The sequence below is a fragment of the Amycolatopsis sp. FU40 genome (assembly GCF_021903635.1).
In the GTDB taxonomy this organism is placed as follows: Bacteria; Actinomycetota; Actinomycetes; order Mycobacteriales; family Pseudonocardiaceae; genus Amycolatopsis; species Amycolatopsis dendrobii.
In genome coordinates, this window is sequence record NZ_CP091381.1 from 4,141,523 (window position 1) to 4,158,805 (window position 17,283).

The following is a 17,283-nucleotide window of genomic DNA, read 5'->3' on the forward strand; positions in this document are numbered from 1 at the left end:
CTGCGGCTGGTGCTGGCGTTCGCGGCGATGACGCTGGTCGGAGCGGGCGCGGCGGCGGGCGCGAGCTACGTGTCCGCGCGCAACACGATCCTGGCCGGCGTGCAGGACCCGGCGATGGTGCAGCTGCGCGACGAGGTCAGGACGTACCTGCCGCAGCTGACCCTGCCGCCCGACCAGCGCCAGCTCGACAACATGGCGAGCTCGCTCAAGGGCGTCACGACCGTAGTGTTCGGGTCGCTGCATTCGCGCGTCGGGCTGAATCCGGCGGAACTGCCCGCCGGGCTGCGCACCGCGGTCGCGGACGGGACCAGCATCCAGTTCCAGCGGGTCGTCGAGGGCGGGCGGCCGGTGCTCTACATCGGGATGCCGCTGCTGCGCTACGGCGCGGGGAAGAGCGAGCACACCGGCATCGAGGTCTACAAAACGGTTCCGCTCGCCACCCAGCAGGCCGCGATCGAGCAGCTGGCGACGCGCGCGTGGCTGATGACCGCGCTGGCCCTGCCGATCGCGGTCGCGCTGGCGCTGCTGGCCGCGCGGCAAGTGCTGCGACCGGTGCGCGCGCTGAACTCCGCGGCCCGCAAACTCGGCGACGGGCAGCTCGACGTGCGCCTGCCCGCCAAGGGGTCCGACGAACTGGCCCAGCTGGTCACGACGTTCAACCACACCGCGGCGGAACTGGAACGCACCGTCGGCTCGCTGCGCGAAATGGAGGCCGACGCGCGCCGGTTCGTCGCCGACGTCTCGCACGAGCTGCGCACGCCGCTGGCGGCGATGAACGTGGTCACCGACGTCCTCGACGAAGACGCCGACCAGCTGCCCTCGGACACCGCCGTAGCGGCGCGGCTGGTGTCCGCCGAAACGCGGCGGCTGACCCGGCTCGTGCAGGACCTGGTCGAGATCTCCCGCTTCGACGCCGGACGGGCCGAGTTGCGGGTCGAAGAGGTCGACCTGGCCGAGGCGGTGCCGAACAGCCTCGCCGCCCGCGGCTGGACCGACTCCGTGGCCGCCGACCTGCCGAGCATCACCGTGCCCGCCGACCCGCGACGGCTCGACCTGGTCGTCGCCAACCTCGTCGGCAACGCCCTGCACCACGGCGCGCCGCCGGTCGAGGTCCGGCTGAGCACCGACGACACGACCGTCTTCCTGACCGTCACCGACCACGGCCCGGGAATTCCCGAGGAGGTGCTGCCGAAAGTGTTCGACCGCTTCGCGAAAGCCGACACCTCGCGAGCCCGCTCCGACGGAAGCGGCCTCGGTCTGTCGATCGCGCTGGAAAACGCCCGGCTGCACGGCGGCGACATCGAAGCCGCGAACACCGGCGACGGGGCGCGGTTCACGCTCCGGCTGCCCCGCACCGCGCAGGAGGAGCGATGAAACTTCGGCGGCTCTTCGTTGTTTTCGCTTCTGTACTGGCCCTCGCCGGTTGCGGCATCCAGCCGACCGGAGTGGTTCCCGCCGGCGACGCCCCCGGCGGATTCCAGCTGGGCGCACCACGTCCGCAAATCACGCTCTACTTCGTCTACGCGGGACAACTCAGCCCCGTGCAGCGCGCTTGGGCAAGGGACGCGACCCCCACGACGGTCCTGACGGAACTGTTCGGCGGCCCGACTCGCACGGAGGAGCAGGAGGGTTTCTACTCGACGCTCTCGCCCGGCCGGCACGTCACGGTCGACACCTCGGCCCAGCCGGTGACCGTGACCGTCTCCGAATCGATGAAAATGCTGTACCCCATCGGCTTGCAGCAGGTGGTCTGCACCGTGTCCGCGTCGCTGGCGGCCTCCGGGCAGCCGGTCAGCAAGGGGATCACCGTGGTCGCGTCGGACACCAAACTCGAATCCCTGTACTGCAATTAGCCTTTCGGCACGAACCCGCGCACGACCCGCTCGACGATCCCCAGCACGGCTTCCGTCGCGCTCTCCCCCGCAGGCACCTGCCGCAACGCCGCCTCCAACGCGCCCAGCACCGCACCGGTCAACGCCGCAGCCTCGACCCGATCCAGTCGTGGCGCACACGTCTCGTAGAGCTTCTCCGCCCACCGGTCGCCCACCGCTGCGTTGCGCAGCAGATATCCCGCGCGCAGCGCAGGGACCCCGGCCAGCAGCCGAGTGCGCACCTCAGTGAGCGGATGGTCCAGCGGGAAACTCCACGCGTCCGCCGTCGCCAGCGCGTAGACGGTCTTGGTCACCATCTCCGCCACCGGCGCTCCCGGCTCCGCCGCCGCGAAGACCTCGTCGACCACCTCGTCGTAAAGATGCTGGTCAGCGAAGACGACGTCCTCTTTGGTGGCGAAGTAGTTGAAGTACGTCGCCGGGGACACCTTCGCCCGCGCGGAGATCTCGGCGACGGTCGTGCCGTCGTAGCCCTGCTCGTCGAACAGCGTGAGCGCCGCCTCGATCAGCGCCTGGCGGGTCCGCCGCTTCTTCTCTTCCCGCAACCCGGTCATGGCAGGAATCTTAGCGTTACTCTAAACTTAGAGAGTCTCTAAGATTGGAGGTCCCGATGGAACGGACCGGATGCGTGGTCGCCGGCGGCGGTCCGGCAGGCGTGATGCTGGGCCTGCTGCTGGCACGGGCCGGGGTCGAGGTGGTGGTGCTGGAAAAGCACCGCGACTTCCTGCGGGACTTCCGCGGCGACACCGTGCACCCGTCGACGCTGCGCCTGCTGGACGAACTGGGCCTCGGCGCCCAGTTCGCCGCGCTGTCCCGTTCGGTCCTGGAGCGGATGAAAATGGAGATCGGCGAGGAAACGGTGATCGCCGCCGACTTCAGCAGACTGCGCGGCCCGCACAAGCACATCGCGATGGTCCCGCAAGCCGAATTCCTGGGCCTGCTGGCCGAAGCCGGTGCGGCAGAACCGAAATTCTCCCTGCACATGGGCGCTTCCGTGGTGTCGCTCCGCCGCGAGGCCGGCCGCGTGACCGGCGTCGACTACCGCGACGACACCGGTGTGCACGAGCTTGCCGCCCCGCTGACCGTCGGCTGCGACGGACGCTGGTCGACCGTGCGCCGCGAACTCGGCCTCGCCCTGCGGGAATCGGACGTCCCGATGGACGTCTGGCAGGTGCGAGTGCCGAAAGCCGGACCGGGCGAACAGGGGGTGTTCGCCCGGTTCGGCCCCGGATACGCCTCAGTGACCATGGATCGCGGGGATTACTACCAAACCTCGTACCTCATCCCCCGAGGCCAAGACGCCCGCCTGCGTTCCGGCCCCGTCGAAGACTTCCGCGCACGGTTGGCAGAGCTTTTCGGCTGGACGCCTTCGCAAGTGTCCGCCATCCGCTCGTGGGACGACGTGAAACTGCTCGAAGTGACTATGGGCCTCCTTCCGCGCTGGCACGCCCCCGGCGCGTTGTGCATCGGGGACGCGGCACACCCGATGTCGCCAGTGGGTGGCGTCGGGGTGAACCTCGCCGTGCAAGACGCTGTCGCCACCGCCCGGCTCCTCGCGGAACCGTTGCGCCGCGGGGAGGTTCCGGTGTCCCGCCTAGCCGCCGTACGCCGCCGCCGATTGCTGCCGACGGTCGCGGTGCAGTCGAGCCAGCGGGGCGAACACGAGATGCTGCTGCGCCCGGCACTCGCGGGGACGCTGGATCGTTTGCCCACGCCGATGCGGGTGGTGCAACGGTTTCCGGTGCTTTCCGGGGTGACTGCTTACCTTGGGGGTGTTGGGTTGCGGCCGGAACACGCACCTGCTTTCGCGCGACGGTCTGGTGTGGACAGTTACGCTGGCTGAACGCTTGTCCGGCGCGGTGCCGCTTGCCCGCGTGGGGTTTGCGGCACCGCACCGGACTCGCTGCCCCGCCGGATGGCGCCGGGCTGGACTCGCTGCCCCGCCGGTTGGCGCCGGACCGGAACACGCTCCGGTCTCCTCCGTTCCCCGATCCGGACGGGTAACCGCGTCGCCCAGGGCAGCCGCACCATTAGCCCACCTCCGGCGCTTCCCCCACGCCGATCCGCGCCGCCCGTGGCAGCTACGCCGGGTAAGCCCGCACCGACCGGGCGTCCTGCAATGCGCGGGCCCACCATTCGAGCTGGTCGAGCAACGCCTTCGCCGCGGCCTCGGCAGCAGGGTCGACCGGTTCGCCGTCCTCCCCGAACCGGCCGTGCACCCCGTGGAAGCTCACGGTTTCGCGGATGGTGACCGCGTGCAGTTCGGCGAAGACCGGACGGAGGTGTTCGACCGCGCGCAGCCCGCCGGAAATCCCGCCGTAGGACACGAAAGCGACCGGCTTCGCGTGCCATTCGCCGCGGAACCAGTCGAGGACGTTCTTGAGCGCGGCCGGGTAGCTGTGGTTGTACTCCGGCGTGATCACGACGAACGCGTCCGCCGCGTCCAGCCGGGCAGCGACGGGCGCGGCTCCCTCGCCGTTCATCGCGAGCGGCAGCGAGATCTCGGCGACGTCCAGGACGTCGACCGCGAACCCGCCGTGCCGGTCGGCCTGACGGGAGAACCAGCGCACGACCGTGGGGGCGAACCGCCCTTCCCTGGCGCTGCCGACGAGCACAGCGAGCCGGACCGGAGCTTCGGACACGTTTTTCTCCTTTTCCCGGGGCAGGACAGGTTTCCCGCCTCCGGAAAGGAGTCTCGAACTTCAAGCTCCCTTTAAGTCAAGCTATGCTGAGCGCATGGCTAAAACGGAGCTGCCCGAACTGACCGTGGGCGAACTCTCCCACCGCAGCGGCGTACCCGCGTCGGCCCTCCGGTTCTACGAGGACGAGAACCTGATCCGCAGCAGGCGCACCGCGGGCAACCAGCGCCGCTACCGCCGCGACACCCTGCGGCGGGTCACGTTCATCCGCATGTCGCAGCGGGTGGGCATGCCGCTCGCGCAGATCCGCGACGTGCTGGCCCTCCTCCCGGACGACCGCACCCCGACCCGCGCCGACTGGTCCCGCATCTCGTCCTGCTGGCGCTCCGACCTCGACCAGCGCATCCGCCAGCTGGAACAACTCCGCGACCAGCTGAACGACTGCATCGGCTGCGGCTGCATGTCCCTGGCCAAATGCCGCCTGGCCAATCCGGAAGACCGCCTGGGCCAAGACGGCCCCGGCCCGCGACGACTCCCGGACCACCGGGGCACCGGGTTCGAGTGAGACCGCTCGGCAACTGAGATCTCTCGGAGGCTGAGCGGCTGCGGCGGCGAGGGTTCACTTCGCGCGGAGCTGCGGCCGCGCAGTTCTACGCGGAATCGTGCCCCGCTCTACACGGAACTGCGCCAGCAAGGCTGCGCCCGCTTCGGCCACCAACTCAGCACTCGCCGCGCACTCTCACGACGCCCGCTTCAGCTACCAGTCCCGCCTTCGCCGCGCGCACTCACTGCGGGTTGGCCAGCAACCCAACTCTCATCGCACACCCTCACCGTCCTCTCCCCCGTCACCGATTCCGCCCTCGGCGTGCACTCTCCCTGCACCCGCCTCAGCGACCAATCCCAGCTTCACCACACGGCCCTCACCGCGTGCTAGCCCAGCAACCTAACTTTCACCGCATACCCTCACCGCCCTCTCCCCACCACCAATTCCGCCCTCGACCGCACCTGACTCAGCGACCAATCCCACCCCTCGCCACGCATCCTCAGCGCCCGTTGGCCAGCAACCGACTCTCCTCACTCGCCCGCACCGCGCGCTAACCAACACGCATCGCCGCCCCTCCTCTTAGCCCGCCGCGCAATGAGGACCGGTCACTCACGTGGCGCGTCAACCGCTCCGGTTCGGGTCATCCCAGCAGCAACCCCCTCACGTAGGCGGCCTGTCCGGCGTGCTGGAGGTCGTCGGACAGCACGCTGACCAGCCGAACGCCAAGCGTGACCGGCGGGTTCCAGCCTTCGTCGACCACGCGGTCCAGCGCCGCCCCGTTGAGACTGGTCACCCAGGACACCGTGTGCTCGTGCACGGCGTCGTAGTAGCCGGTGAGCAAATCCGGCGACTCCGGCCGCACCTTGGCCACGTCGTCGCTGCTGTGCCCGTAGCCGATGTCGCCGGCCGGGAACGGCAGGCCGAATTTCTCGCGCCAGTCCTGTGCCGTCCAGAACTGGTCGGTGCCCGCGACGTCCGCGACATGGTCGTCCTGCACCCTCGCCAAATGCCAGACCAGCCAGCCGATCGAGTTGGCCTCCGGGCCGGGTCGCGCCGCCAGTTGCTCCGCGGTCAGCCCGTCGACTGCCTGGTGCACCACTTCCCGCACCCGGCCGAATCCGTCCACGAGCAGATCGGCCACATTCATCTCGCGCTCCTCTTCCGTCGTCGTGCGCTTGCCTCGATCATGCCTCGAAGATCCGCTCGTGCCCAGCACTGTGACTCGAGCGGCACGAGGGGTCCCTTCGCCCCGGATCGAAGCGCCTCAACCCGGGAAATCCGTTGACTACCAGCGGTGACCACGACTGTCCACTTCGGACCTGACGAGGGCGGCCGACGTCAGGTAAAATGCCGCACGAAAGCGATCTGCACGCCGACGACGCGAACGGAGGGCCTTGTGGCGATCACCGCGCCCCGCGCCCTGCCCGGCTTCGACAACATCGCCGGTGTCGCGATTCCGGCCTGGGCGGGCATGGTGATCACCGCGGCCTGCGCGATTTCGGCGATCACGGTTCTGCTGGTGATCCTGCGCAACCGGCGCAAGTAGGCCACGCGCGACGGTTGCTTCGATACCCGCCGGATCCTGAGTTCAGCAGCGCGGAATCCTGCGCCGCGCCAGGGAGATCACGTGTCCGCACGCGTGAATCGGCTGGTGATCACGTGGTCCTTGGCCGGTCCGGTCACCACCCATTCCTGCTCCCACCGGCGATCGTCGAGCACGCGGTACGCCCCTCGATACCAATCGGCGGCGCACGGATGATCGGCCGTCCACTCCCCGGTCGCCAGGTCCAGATCGTGGAAGAACCCGCCATGGTCGAAGTGGACCGCGGCGCGCGAGCTGCCGGACGGCCGATAGTGCAGAGTCCGGACAAACGGTCCGCGATGCGCTCCGAGCTGCAGCTCTCCCGACTCGCGGTAGACGAGCACGCCGTCTTCCGAGGTGAACGTCGCGCGGCCGCTCGCCTCGCCCATCGCCGCACCGTCGACGTCGGCGATTTCGCGCACGAGCTGCCATTCACCGGAGAAGTACCCGGTCAGGTCATTGATCGGAAAAGCCACGGCTCCCATTGTGCGCCTCCGGACCGCAAGCGAACGGCACCGGGACTGCGGTCTCGACACCGTCTGTCACGGGGGCGGCGTGAAGGGTCCCGTCATCCCTGGCGTCACCAGTCGTCATGCTGTTCACCCTGCGCGACCGGGGCCATTGCGGACCCCGAAAACGGCCGGTGCGACGGGGACTCTCGCGCCGAACCCGGCGGGGCAGGCTCGCCCGGACGGCCTTCCGCCCTAGAATCGGCCGCGTGGCGCACCCCGATCTGGCCGAGCAGGCCACCCGTTCCCCCGCTCTCGAGACCTTGCAGCGCGTCTTCGGCTACGACGCGTTCCGGGGCGACCAGGCGGAGATCGTCGAGCACGTGATCTCCGGCGGCGACGCGCTGGTGCTCATGCCCACCGGCGGCGGGAAATCGCTCTGCTACCAGATCCCGTCGCTGGTGCGGCCGGGCGTCGGCGTGGTGATCTCGCCGCTCATCGCGCTGATGCAGGACCAGGTCGACGCGCTGCGCAACGTCGGCGTGCGCGCCGGATTCCTCAACTCCACCCAGGATTTCGCGCAGCGGCAGGAGGTGGAGGAGGCGTTTGTCGCGGGCGAACTGGACCTGCTCTACCTCGCGCCCGAACGGCTGTCGGTCGAATCCACCGTGCGGCTGCTCGACCGCGGCAAGATCGCACTGTTCGCGATCGACGAGGCGCACTGCGTCTCCCAGTGGGGCCACGATTTCCGGCCCGACTACCTGATGCTGTCGTCACTGCACGAACGCTGGCCGGACGTGCCCCGGATCGCGCTCACCGCCACCGCGACCGAAGCCACGCACAAGGAAATCTCGCAGCGGCTCGGCCTGGACAGCGCGAAGCATTTCGTCGCGAGCTTCGACCGGCCGAACATCCAGTACCGGATCGTGCCGAAGAACTCGCCGCAGAAGCAGCTGCTCGATCTCCTGCGCACCGAGCACCCGGGCGATGCCGGGATCGTCTACTGCCTGTCCCGAGCGTCGGTCGAAAAGACGGCGGATTTCCTGGTGCAGAACGGAATCCCGGCGCTGCCCTACCACGCCGGGCTCGACAAGTCGACCCGTGCGGCGAACCAGGCGAGGTTCCTGCGCGAGGACGGGCTTGTCGTGGTCGCCACGATCGCGTTCGGCATGGGCATCGACAAACCGGACGTCCGGTTTGTGGCCCACCTGGATCTGCCGAAGTCCGTGGAAGGCTACTACCAGGAAACCGGCCGCGCGGGCCGCGACGGGCAGCCGTCGACCGCCTGGCTCGCGTACGGGCTGCAAGACGTGATGCAGCAACGCAGGCTGATCGACAAGTCCGAGGGCGACGAGATGCATCGTCGCCTGCAAGCCCAGCACCTGAACGCGATGCTGGCGCTGTGCGAGACGGTCGAATGCCGGCGCACGCAGATCCTCGCGTACTTCGGGCAATCCGGTCAGCCGTGCGGGAACTGCGACACCTGCCTTGCCCCGCCGGAACGCTGGGACGGCACCATTCCCGCGCAGAAACTGCTGTCCACAGTGGTCCGTCTGCGCAACGAACGGCGACAGAAATTCGGTGCCGGCCAGATCATCGACATCCTGCTGGGCAAGTCGACGCCGAAGGTCACCCAGTTCCAACATGACACGCTGAAGGTCTTCGGCATCGGCACCGAACTCCGCGAACAGGAATGGCGCGCGGTGGTGCGGCAACTGCTGGCGCGCAACCTGCTTGCGGTCGAAGGAGATTACGGGTCGCTGGTGCTGACCGAAGGCTCGACCGCGGTGCTGAACGGCTCTCTCGAAGTTCAGCTGCGCCGCGAACCGGAACGCCCGGCGCGCGCCCCGCGAACGTCCCGCCGCACGCCAGCGGCTCCGATCGACATGCCCGCGGAGGCGGCACCGGTGTTCGAGCGCCTGCGTGCCTGGCGCGGGGCCACGGCGAAGGAACAGGGTGTCCCGGCGTACGTGATCTTCCACGATGCGACGCTGCGACAGATCGCCGCGATGATGCCGACGACGCTCGACACGCTGGGCACGGTGAGCGGGGTCGGCGAGAGCAAGCTGGCCAAGTACGGGGAGGGTGTGCTCGCGGTGCTGGCCGAGGAGGAATGAGGGCTGGCCGAGCCGAGGCTGGAGTCGGCGAGCGCGGACGATGGCCGGGCTGGTTGCGCACGGCAGTTGAAGACCTCGCGGAGCGGTCCTGCTTTGGTCAGTGCCGACAGCCGGATTCGCGGCAGAGCGACGGGCTGGGCAGGACGGAAAGGACCGGCGAGACTCGGCAGAACCGCAAGCCAGCCTGCACAGCACGACCGGCCAGAGTCAGCGAACAGCACGACGGCGCGACAGCGCGAACAGCACGACAGGACGGCTCGACAGATTGGCTGGGCAGGGTTCCCGAAGCCGAGAGTCGGGCAGGCAGTGCCGACGGCGATCAAGGCACGATGAGCCAGGAAGACCGATCGAGCCCTCGGTGGCGTCGAAACCGCGCGGTCCCGACGCCACCGGACGGCGATCAGCCAGCACGAGCCGAACTACCGCCCGCTGAGCACAGCGCGCTCCGCAGGCGAACCCCGAGTCCGCGGACCGCGGTCCTACCCGCGCTCAGCGCAGCACGCTCCAGCCCGCGAGCCGGGCGCGCTCAACCCGCTCACGCCCCAGCCGACCTCCGCGGCCGGATCACAACTCGCTCAGCCAGCCTCCGAGGTTGAGGTCAAAACTCGCTCAGCCAACGGGTTAAGCAAAACTCACCCAGCCCGCCCTCGGGTTAAGTCAACCTCGCTCAGCCCGCCCCCGGGGTTGGGTCAAAACTCGCCCAGCCCACTGCCGGGGTCCAGTCAAACCTCACGCAGCCAACCCCAAGCCACGCCAAGACTCACTCGCCCCGGAAGCCAGGGCAAAACTCACTCAGCCGTCCGAGGGCGGGTAGTGTCCGAGACCTTCCGGACGGCTCCCGCGATCTGCGAGTGATATCGCCCGTGGGTCCTCTCGTCCACGAAACGCGCCGCCTTCCCCACGGCTTCGTTGACCTTCTGCGGGTTCTTCCGCACGTACGACACCGCGCCCGCGGCACCGGCCAGCATGGTGAGTTTCTTCATCAGAGCCATCGCACACAGCCTTCCCCTGCGGAAATCTCCGTCACTCCCCCAACGCCGTCCAGCCGTCTGCAGTTCCCGGCGAAACTTGGATGACAGGACACACCCGGGCAGGCATCATCCGACGCGTGCGCGATCTTTCGGCCCTTCCCAAGGTGCATCTTCACGTCCACCTCGAGAGCACCGTCCGCCCTGGCACGCTCGCGGAGCTCGCGGACGCCCACGGAGTCCGGGTGCCGGACAAACCGGCCGCGTTCAGCGGGTTTCGGGCGTTTGCCGATCGCAACAGTCTCACTCGGTCGTGTTTGCGCGAGGCCGCGGACTTCGAGCGGATCGCGCGCGAGTTCTGCGCGGACGAAGCCGCTCAGGGGACTCGGTACGTCGAGGTCACGTTCACGGCCGCTTCGCACGGGGAACGGATCGGGGATCTTGAGCTGCCGCTCGACGCGGTCCTTAACGGACTGAAAGAAGGCGGCGAAGAGCATGGGCTGCAATGGCGGTTGATCCTCGACCATTCACGACGGCGGTCGGTCGAGCGGGCGATGAAGACCCTCGAACTTGCCGGGCGGCATGAAGAGGTCATCGCGATCGGGATGGCCGGAGAGGAAAGGCACTCGCTCGCGCCGTTTCGGGAGGTGTTCGCCGGGGCGCGGGAGGCGGGCGTGCATCTCGTCCACCACGCCGGCGAGGACGCTGGGCCGGCCAGCGTCCGCGAGGCGATCGAAATCGGTGGCGCGGAGCGTATTGGGCACGGGATTCGCATTGTCGAGGATGCGGAACTGGCCGCTCAGGTAGCGGAAAAGGGGATCGCGCTCGAGGTGTGTCCATCGTCGAACGTCGCGCTCGGGTTGGTGCCGACGCTTCCGGAGCACCCGCTCCCCCGGCTGATCGAGGCGGGACTCCGGGTCACGCTCAACACGGATGTCCCGGACGTCACGGGTACCACGATCACCGACGAATTCACTCGTGCGAGGGAAGTTTTCGGGTACGACGACGCGACCTTGGCTCAGCTGGCCGGCAACGCCGTCGAGGCGTCGTTCGCGCCGGAGGAGACTAAAGTGTTGCTGCGCAAGGAAGTTGACAGTTGGCTCAGGTCGGCAGAAGGCGCGTGACGAGCACGCCGAGCTGCTGAGCGTTCCGGCATTCGTGCATTTCCACCAGCTCCGCGTAGTCCGGTGCGGCGGAATCGCCTGTCCCCCATAGGGATCGGCGTTCGGGGTTCAGCCAGTGGACGTGCCGGGCGCGGGAGCGGATCGCGCGGACGGCTTCGAGGTTCGGGTCGCCGCCGTTCGTTCGGGCGTCGCCCAGGATGAGGACCGACGTCCGCGGGCCGACTGCGTCGAGCCAGTGCGCAGTGAATTGTCCCAGCGCACGGCCGTAATCGCTGTGGCCGTCCCAGCGGACGACCGCTGCTTCGCTGAGCATTCGGGCGCCCAGCTGTTCGGGATCGGCAGCGCCGGTGTCTACGAGGTGCGTGACCTCGTCGGTGCTGTCGACGAAGCCGAAAACGCGGATTTTGCTGAACTGGTCCCGCAAAGCCTGCACCAGCAGCATCGTGAAGTTCGCGAAACCCGCCACCGAACCGGAAAGGTCGCACAGGAGGATGATTTCCGGGCGGCCGGGGCGGCGGTGCCGGTAGGCTGGACGCAAGGGCACGCCGCCAGTGGAGAGTGAACGACGCAGCGTTCGGCGCAAGTCGATCTGGCCGCGGGTGGTGCGTTTGCGGCGTGCGGCAAGCCTGGTGGCGAGTTTTCGGGACAGCGGCTGGATAGTGCGCCGCAGCTCGGCCAATTGCGTACGGCTGGCGAGGAGGAAGTCGACGCGGTCGGCGGCGGGGGCGATCGCGTGTTTGGCGATCCGTTCGCGGCCCCGGAGTTCGGCGGCTCGGCGGCGCGCTTCGGTCCGCACCCGGCCGCGGAAACCTTCGACGCGGCGGCGGATCTCGTCGCGGGTGAGCCGGTCGGTGAACTCGTCCGCGGCACCCGCGGCCCGCATGGCGGCCAGCACCTGTGCGATGAGCGTCTGCGGTTGCAGGCGGTCCAGCGTCTGGTGCGCGGAATATCCGCCGCCGGGGCCGGTTCCGACGCCGTACTGGCCCAGCAGGTCCACGGCGAGTCCGGCGAGCTGGTCCAACGCCTGGTCGTCGCCTTCGGCCAGGGCGGCGGCGAGTGCTTCCCGCAGTTCCTCCCGGTCCTGCGGCGGGTTTTCGCGCGCCAGCTCGGGAGCGCCGACGCCAGCCGGGAAGTACAGGTCGAACGCGGCGTCGAACACCGTGCGCTGCCCGCCTCGGCGGACCAGCGCGGCGGCGAGGCCTTCGCGGACCAGTTCGCGGTCGTCGAGGCCGAGCACTTCCAGCGCGGCCGCCGCGTCGGCCGTCTCGCCGGGTCCGGCCGGGATGCCTTGCGCCCGCAAGGCCCGCACGAACTCGGCGAGCCGTCCGGTCAGGCCCGGCGCGGCGGTCACGACGCGTCCAGCACCTGGTCGAGACGCAGCCCGGCCCCGGCCTTCGCGATGTCGTCCTGGTGCTTCAGCACGACGCCGAGGCTTTCGCGCACCACGCGTTCGTCGAGCGCGCCCGCGCCGAGCTCCAGCAGCGTGCGCGCCCAGTCGACGGTCTCCGCCACCGACGGCAGCTTCCGCAGGTCCATCGCCCGAAGCGCGGCGATCACCCGCACCACCGAATCCGCGAGCGCGGCCTCGATGCCGGGCACCTTCAGCCGGACGATCTCGCGTTCCAGGTCCTCGTCCGGGAAATCGATGTGCAGGAACAGGCACCGCCGCCGCAGCGCCTCGGACAGCTCGCGCGTCGCGTTCGACGTCAGCACCACGAACGGCTGCTGCGTCGCGGTGATCGTGCCGAGTTCGGGCACGGTCACCTGGAAATCGCCGAGCACCTCCAGCAGCAGGCCCTCGATCTCGACGTCGGCCTTGTCCGTCTCGTCGATCAGCAGCACGGTCGGCTCGGTGCCGGAGATCGCGGTGAGCAGCGGGCGGCGCAGCAGGAATTCCTCGCCGAAAATGTCGGTGCGCGCCTCGTCCCACGTCTCGTCGCGGCCCGCGGTGATCCGCAGCAGCTGCTTCGCGTGGTTCCACTCGTACAGCGCGCGGGCCTCGTCGATGCCCTCGTAGCACTGCAACCGCACCAGCCGCGAGCCGGTGACCTCGGCGACCGCCGTCGCCAGCGCGGTCTTGCCGACCCCGGCCGGACCCTCGACCAGCAGCGGCTTCCCCAGCCGGTCGGCGAGGAACACCGTGGTCGCGACCGCGGTCGACGCGAGGTACCCGGCCTCGGCCAGCTGCGCCGACACGTCGTCGACGGACGAGAAAAACCCGGTGCCCACGTGGCCTCCTAAGCGATCGCTCACCCGCACTGTACTGGGCAGTCGCCACCGAAGGCGTCCCGGCGACCAGACATCGGACCTAAGCGCGCCCGCAAGACCGCCAGCGCACAGCGAACCCGGTATTCCTCCGATGTCTGCCGAGTCCGCGGACCCGCGTTACGGCAGGCCGGGAATGGCCTGGTCCACCAACCGCTTCGCCACCGGGCAGGACCCTTCGTTGCTCACGGACCGGTCGAGGTACCAGATGCGCACCGCCGAATCCGTGTCCGGGATCTGGACCTGGTACCGGCATCCGCCGCCGGCTTTCGTGGTGTCCTTCCGGACTTCGTGCCCGCCCTGGGTGCTCGCTTCGCTGTGCCCGCTCCAGTCCTCCGCCTCGCCCAGCTCCAGCGTCGCGGCCAGGTCGCCGCCGGTCAGCTTGCCGGACGGCGGGTTCCACTCGGTGCGGCAGCCGCCGACGCCTCCCGACGCCCCGGAGTCCGCCAGCTTGTACTCGCTGTGCCGCGGGTCGATCGGCGTGCCCCGCGCGGCGGTCGCCAGCAACTCGCAGGCGTTCGTTTTCGCGAACGTCTCCGCCGGATCGCCGCCGCATCCCGCTGCCAGCACGACGAGCGCCAGCCCGGGCGCGAGCCGTCTAAGCGTTGCCATGGAACCCTTGCCACGCGTCCTCTTCGTCGTCGTGCTCGCGACCGGCGGACTTGTCCGGGCGGACATTGCCCGATTCCGAGACAGCGTGCGGCGATTTCAGCCCCGCGTTGCCGAACGCGGCTTCGATGTCGTCGCGGAGGTAATCCGTGCGCGCGTTGGCCAGCGCGTCGACGTTCGGGCTCGCCGAGATCATCGCGCCGGCCTGGAAGCGGAGGCTCAGATAGCCGAAGTCCCCGCTCACCTCGCGCGGCGGTTCCGGCTCCGCGGCCGGGCCGCGCTCCCGCTGCTGCCGGAGCCGTTCGTTCTCGTTGCGCTCCCGGCTGGCCCGGGCCGCCGCGACGACTTCGTCGAGGGTCGGGATAGCCGCGGGCCCGCCCGCGGCGCCGGCCGGAGCCGCGGCAGGCGGCCGTTCCGGAGCCAAGCGCGCGGACCTTTCCTGCACCGCCGAATCCAGCGCGGCCAGGTACGCCTCCGTCAGCGCCTGCCCGAGGAGAGCCGGCTCCACCTGGGTTTTCCAGTGGTCCAGGACGCTCGCGTCGACCAGCTTGAGGTCCTCGTCCAGGGTGATCGTGAGGACGCCGGTCCGGTCGGACGCACGGAAACCGCGTGCCTTTCCGGTGCCGACCAGCACAGGTTCGGCGACGGTCGGGAGCGGCTGCGGCGCCGGGGCCCGATCGAGCCGCGCGCCGATGTGCCGAAGTGCTGCCAGTCCCGCGTCGAGCGTGTTCGCCAAGGCGACCGGGTCGGTCATTGTCGTTCCCTTCCGGAGACTAGCCCGCGATGCTCGGCCACTTGCCGTACGGAAATTCCGAGCCGTCGTACTGGATGCTGGTGGCGTCGCGCGTGCGCCCGACCGCCTCGCTGTACATCTCCACCACCTTGGTGAGCCGTTCCCCCGCGGTGGTGACGAGCTTCTCGACGAGCTCGCCGCCTTCATCGATGGCTTTCAGCGCGCCGATGATGCTCCCCGCGGCGACCAGCAGGGCGACGAACTCGCCCGCTATCGCGGCGAAGGCGTCACCGAGTTCCTTCACGAACATGATGTTCGCCTTGGCGATGTCGAGCAGCCAGCTGCTGATGTTGTCCGCTTTGGTCTTGATCGCGCCCAGCGCGGCGTGCTGCGCGTCCACGGCGTGGTCGTAGGTGTTCCGGGCCGCGCCTTCCCAGTACTCGAAGTTCGGGTCCGGGTGTTCTTTGACGATGCCCTGGAGCTCGGACGCGGGCTTCTGGGCGTTCTCCAGCCAGGAGAACCCCTGGACGATGACCGAGACGATCGGGGTCGAATGGTCCAGGATCTTCTGGACGTCCTGGGCGATCTTCGTGATCTTCTCGTTGAGCTCCTTCATTCCCCGGTCGAAGGCGATGACGGCCGGGCCGAGGACGTACCGCCACTGGGAATCCGCCCATTTCTCGACGAACCGCCGGAACCCGTCGATCATGTCGTCGACCCACTGGACCAGCTGGTCGATCAGTTTGTTGAATTCGGCGATGGTGCTGTCCGCGTCCTCGCTCACGACTCGCCCTCCGGAATCTTCTTCGACCAGTCGCCGAGCTCGAGTTCGACGATCTTTTCGTTCTGGGCGTAGGTCGTGGCCGCCTTGACCAGCACGTCGCCGATGTGGCTCATGGTCGCGCCCGCCGTGGAGAGTTTCTGCTCCATGAACTGCTGGAGCTGGTCGTAGGCGGATTTGTCGATCGCCGCGACCTCGGCCGTCAGCAAGTAGTTCACGCCGTCGCCGATCCAGAAGGCCGAGGTGTCGAGCGTCATGCCGGAAACCGCCGTGTGCACACCGGCGATCTTTTCCGCGTGCGGATCCCACTTCTTCGCTTCGGTGCGCAAGGCACTGGTGATGACCTTGTAGCCGGCCATGGCGAGTTCCTCCCTCGTTCGCTGGCGGCTTGCCCGGCCCGTGACGGGCGCCACAGCCCGCATAGTACGTAGTCAAATGGGATGTCGCGCGCAAAACCGTCTTTTGCCCGCCGAGCTGGAGGTCGCCCACCGTGCGCGGGCCCCGGCAGCGCCTCGCGGCTAGCATCGCGGCGTGACTTACGCTGCCGCTGACGCCCGTTACGACTCGATGCCCTACCGCCGCTGCGGGCGCAGCGGCCTGAAGCTGCCCGCGATCTCGCTCGGGCTGTGGCACAACTTCGGGAACGACCGCCCGCTCACCGTCCAGCGCGACATCGTCCGGCGCGCCTTCGACCTCGGCATCACGCATTTCGACCTGGCCAACAACTACGGCCCGCCGTACGGCAGCGCCGAGGAGAACTTCGGCCGGCTGCTGGCGAGCGACCTGAAGCCCTACCGCGACGAGCTGGTCATCTCCACGAAGGCGGGCTACGACATGTGGCCCGGGCCGTACGGCGAATGGGGTTCGCGGAAGTACCTGCTGGCCAGCCTCGACCAGTCGCTCGGGCGGATGGGACTGGACTACGTCGACATCTTCTACTCGCACCGGTTCGACCCGGAGACGCCGCTGGAGGAGACCGTCGGCGCGCTCGACCGCGCGGTCCGGTCCGGCAAGGCGCTGTACGTCGGGATCTCGTCCTACAACTCCGCGCGGACCGCGGAAGCCGCGCAGCTGCTGCGGGAACTGGGCACGCCGCTGCTGATCCACCAGCCGTCGTACTCGATGTTCAACCGCTGGACCGAGACGGACGATCTGCTCGGGACGCTGGAGCAGGCCGGGGCCGGGTGCATCGCGTTTTCCCCGCTGGCGCAGGGATTGCTGACGGACAAGTACCTGTCCGGGGTGCCCGCGGATTCTCGCGCGGCGCAAGGGAAATCGCTGAACCCGGACACGATCACCGAGGAGAAGCTCGGCAAGATCCGGGCGCTGGGCGAGATCGCGGCGCGGCGGGGGCAGACCCTGGCGCAGCTCGCGCTGGCGTGGGCGCTGCGGGATCCGCGGATGACGTCGCTGGTGATCGGCGCCAGCAGCGTGCAGCAGCTGGAGGACAACGTCGCCGCGCTGGACAACCTTTCGTTCACCGCGGAGGAACTGGCCGAGATCGACCAGCACGCCACCGAAGAAGGCATCAACATCTGGAAGCGGTCTTCTGACGGATGACCGGCACGGCCGGAGGCGAGGGG

General features: G+C 69.0%; 19 protein-coding genes. 8 read left to right on the forward strand and 11 right to left on the reverse strand.

Going from position 1 to position 17,283, the window contains the following annotated elements; translation table 11 throughout:
- Positions 1-27 precede the first annotated feature (27 nt).
- Both L3Q65_RS19845 and L3Q65_RS19850 read left to right on the forward strand, forming a co-directional pair.
- Positions 28-1,374 (forward strand): HAMP domain-containing sensor histidine kinase, encoded by a 1,347-nt coding sequence (locus tag L3Q65_RS19845; protein ID WP_220507801.1) that lies wholly within the window; start codon positions 28-30, stop codon positions 1,372-1,374.
- On the forward strand, positions 1,371-1,853 hold the full coding sequence (locus tag L3Q65_RS19850; RefSeq protein WP_182893313.1) for a hypothetical protein: 483 nt from the start codon (positions 1,371-1,373) through the stop codon (positions 1,851-1,853). Before L3Q65_RS19845 ends, L3Q65_RS19850 begins: the two co-directional genes overlap by 4 nt.
- Here L3Q65_RS19850 and L3Q65_RS19855 read toward each other — a convergent pair.
- The gene (locus L3Q65_RS19855) at positions 1,850-2,443 is read right to left on the reverse strand and encodes a TetR/AcrR family transcriptional regulator (protein ID WP_182893314.1); all 594 of its coding nucleotides are present in this window, start codon (positions 2,441-2,443) and stop codon (positions 1,850-1,852) included. The genes L3Q65_RS19850 and L3Q65_RS19855 overlap by 4 nt on opposite strands.
- Before the next feature lie 56 nt (positions 2,444-2,499).
- Between L3Q65_RS19855 and L3Q65_RS19860 the strand changes: the two genes are divergently transcribed.
- Positions 2,500-3,732, forward strand: a complete 1,233-nt coding sequence (locus L3Q65_RS19860; protein ID WP_237600519.1) for an FAD-dependent oxidoreductase — start codon at positions 2,500-2,502, stop codon at positions 3,730-3,732.
- A gap of 238 nt (positions 3,733-3,970) precedes the next feature.
- Here the strand turns inward: L3Q65_RS19860 and L3Q65_RS19865 are convergent, their stop codons facing one another.
- Positions 3,971-4,531: an NADPH-dependent FMN reductase gene (locus L3Q65_RS19865; RefSeq protein WP_237600520.1), complete on the reverse strand. Its 561-nt coding sequence runs from the start codon at positions 4,529-4,531 to the stop codon at positions 3,971-3,973.
- 94 nt (positions 4,532-4,625) lie between these two features.
- Here L3Q65_RS19865 and soxR point away from each other — a divergent pair, with 94 nt between their 5' ends.
- Positions 4,626-5,093: a redox-sensitive transcriptional activator SoxR gene (gene soxR, locus L3Q65_RS19870; protein ID WP_182893317.1), complete on the forward strand. Its 468-nt coding sequence runs from the start codon at positions 4,626-4,628 to the stop codon at positions 5,091-5,093.
- A gap of 619 nt (positions 5,094-5,712) precedes the next feature.
- On the opposite strand, the gene L3Q65_RS19875 is transcribed toward soxR, so the two are convergent.
- Positions 5,713-6,219, reverse strand: a complete 507-nt coding sequence (locus L3Q65_RS19875; RefSeq protein WP_182893318.1) for a DUF664 domain-containing protein — start codon at positions 6,217-6,219, stop codon at positions 5,713-5,715.
- A gap of 147 nt (positions 6,220-6,366) precedes the next feature.
- On the opposite strand from L3Q65_RS19875, the gene L3Q65_RS19880 reads away from it, so the two are divergent.
- Positions 6,367-6,618, forward strand: a complete 252-nt coding sequence (locus L3Q65_RS19880; RefSeq protein ID WP_182893319.1) for a hypothetical protein — start codon at positions 6,367-6,369, stop codon at positions 6,616-6,618.
- Positions 6,619-6,695: 77 nt separating this feature from the next.
- On the opposite strand, the gene L3Q65_RS19885 is transcribed toward L3Q65_RS19880, so the two are convergent.
- Positions 6,696-7,130, reverse strand: a complete 435-nt coding sequence (locus L3Q65_RS19885; protein ID WP_237600521.1) for a DUF6314 family protein — start codon at positions 7,128-7,130, stop codon at positions 6,696-6,698.
- A gap of 242 nt (positions 7,131-7,372) precedes the next feature.
- Between L3Q65_RS19885 and recQ the strand changes: the two genes are divergently transcribed.
- Positions 7,373-9,220 carry a DNA helicase RecQ gene (gene recQ / locus L3Q65_RS19890; RefSeq protein WP_237600522.1) on the forward strand — a complete coding sequence of 616 codons (1,848 nt, stop codon included), beginning with the start codon at positions 7,373-7,375 and terminating at the stop codon, positions 9,218-9,220.
- A gap of 788 nt (positions 9,221-10,008) precedes the next feature.
- On the opposite strand, the gene L3Q65_RS19895 is transcribed toward recQ, so the two are convergent.
- Positions 10,009-10,212: an antitoxin gene (locus L3Q65_RS19895; RefSeq protein WP_182893322.1), complete on the reverse strand. Its 204-nt coding sequence runs from the start codon at positions 10,210-10,212 to the stop codon at positions 10,009-10,011.
- Between the two features lie 116 nt (positions 10,213-10,328).
- Here L3Q65_RS19895 and add point away from each other — a divergent pair, with 116 nt between their 5' ends.
- Positions 10,329-11,312 carry an adenosine deaminase gene (add, locus tag L3Q65_RS19900; RefSeq protein ID WP_237600523.1) on the forward strand — a complete coding sequence of 328 codons (984 nt, stop codon included), beginning with the start codon at positions 10,329-10,331 and terminating at the stop codon, positions 11,310-11,312.
- Here the strand turns inward: add and L3Q65_RS19905 are convergent.
- The 6 genes from L3Q65_RS19905 to L3Q65_RS19930 all read right to left on the reverse strand — a co-directional run bounded on the left by L3Q65_RS19905 (position 11,290) and on the right by L3Q65_RS19930 (position 16,059).
- The gene (locus L3Q65_RS19905; protein WP_237600524.1) at positions 11,290-12,663 is read right to left on the reverse strand and encodes a VWA domain-containing protein; all 1,374 of its coding nucleotides are present in this window, start codon (positions 12,661-12,663) and stop codon (positions 11,290-11,292) included. The two genes, add and L3Q65_RS19905, sit on opposite strands and share 23 nt — an antisense overlap.
- Positions 12,660-13,541, reverse strand: coding sequence for a MoxR family ATPase (locus tag L3Q65_RS19910; RefSeq protein ID WP_009080300.1), 882 nt, complete (start codon positions 13,539-13,541; stop codon positions 12,660-12,662). Before L3Q65_RS19910 ends, L3Q65_RS19905 begins: the two co-directional genes overlap by 4 nt.
- A 156-nt stretch (positions 13,542-13,697) precedes the next feature.
- Entirely contained in the window at positions 13,698-14,189 is a 492-nt protein-coding gene (locus L3Q65_RS19915; RefSeq protein WP_182893325.1) for a hypothetical protein, read from the reverse strand.
- Complete coding sequence (locus tag L3Q65_RS19920) at positions 14,176-14,940, reverse strand: hypothetical protein (RefSeq protein ID WP_182893326.1); 765 nt, start codon at positions 14,938-14,940, stop codon at positions 14,176-14,178. Before L3Q65_RS19920 ends, L3Q65_RS19915 begins: the two co-directional genes overlap by 14 nt.
- Positions 14,941-14,959: 19 nt before the next feature.
- Positions 14,960-15,703: a hypothetical protein gene (locus L3Q65_RS19925; RefSeq protein WP_237600525.1), complete on the reverse strand. Its 744-nt coding sequence runs from the start codon at positions 15,701-15,703 to the stop codon at positions 14,960-14,962.
- Positions 15,700-16,059, reverse strand: a complete 360-nt coding sequence (locus L3Q65_RS19930) for a hypothetical protein (protein WP_182893328.1) — start codon at positions 16,057-16,059, stop codon at positions 15,700-15,702. Before L3Q65_RS19930 ends, L3Q65_RS19925 begins: the two co-directional genes overlap by 4 nt.
- 208 nt (positions 16,060-16,267) lie before the next feature.
- Between L3Q65_RS19930 and mgrA the strand changes: the two genes are divergently transcribed.
- Positions 16,268-17,260, forward strand: coding sequence for an L-glyceraldehyde 3-phosphate reductase (gene mgrA, locus L3Q65_RS19935; protein WP_237600917.1), 993 nt, complete (start codon positions 16,268-16,270; stop codon positions 17,258-17,260).
- Positions 17,261-17,283 lie beyond the last annotated feature (23 nt).

Excerpts from the sequence above, each read along its gene's own strand:
- L3Q65_RS19920 (WP_182893326.1), bottom strand. The coding sequence starts at position 14,940 with ATGACCGACCCGGTCGCCTTGGCGAACACGCTCGACGCGGGACTGGCA.
- soxR (WP_182893317.1), top strand. The coding sequence starts at position 4,626 with ATGGCTAAAACGGAGCTGCCCGAACTGACCGTGGGCGAACTCTCCCAC.
- L3Q65_RS19875 (WP_182893318.1), bottom strand. The coding sequence starts at position 6,219 with ATGAATGTGGCCGATCTGCTCGTGGACGGATTCGGCCGGGTGCGGGAA.
- L3Q65_RS19850 (WP_182893313.1), top strand. The coding sequence starts at position 1,371 with ATGAAACTTCGGCGGCTCTTCGTTGTTTTCGCTTCTGTACTGGCCCTC.
- L3Q65_RS19845 (WP_220507801.1), top strand. The coding sequence starts at position 28 with ATGACGCTGGTCGGAGCGGGCGCGGCGGCGGGCGCGAGCTACGTGTCC.
- L3Q65_RS19855 (WP_182893314.1), bottom strand. The coding sequence starts at position 2,443 with ATGACCGGGTTGCGGGAAGAGAAGAAGCGGCGGACCCGCCAGGCGCTG.
- mgrA (WP_237600917.1), top strand. The coding sequence starts at position 16,268 with ATGCCCTACCGCCGCTGCGGGCGCAGCGGCCTGAAGCTGCCCGCGATC.
- L3Q65_RS19895 (WP_182893322.1), bottom strand. The coding sequence starts at position 10,212 with ATGGCTCTGATGAAGAAACTCACCATGCTGGCCGGTGCCGCGGGCGCG.
- L3Q65_RS19860 (WP_237600519.1), top strand. The coding sequence starts at position 2,500 with ATGGAACGGACCGGATGCGTGGTCGCCGGCGGCGGTCCGGCAGGCGTG.
- L3Q65_RS19915 (WP_182893325.1), bottom strand. The coding sequence starts at position 14,189 with ATGGCAACGCTTAGACGGCTCGCGCCCGGGCTGGCGCTCGTCGTGCTG.
- L3Q65_RS19930 (WP_182893328.1), bottom strand. The coding sequence starts at position 16,059 with ATGGCCGGCTACAAGGTCATCACCAGTGCCTTGCGCACCGAAGCGAAG.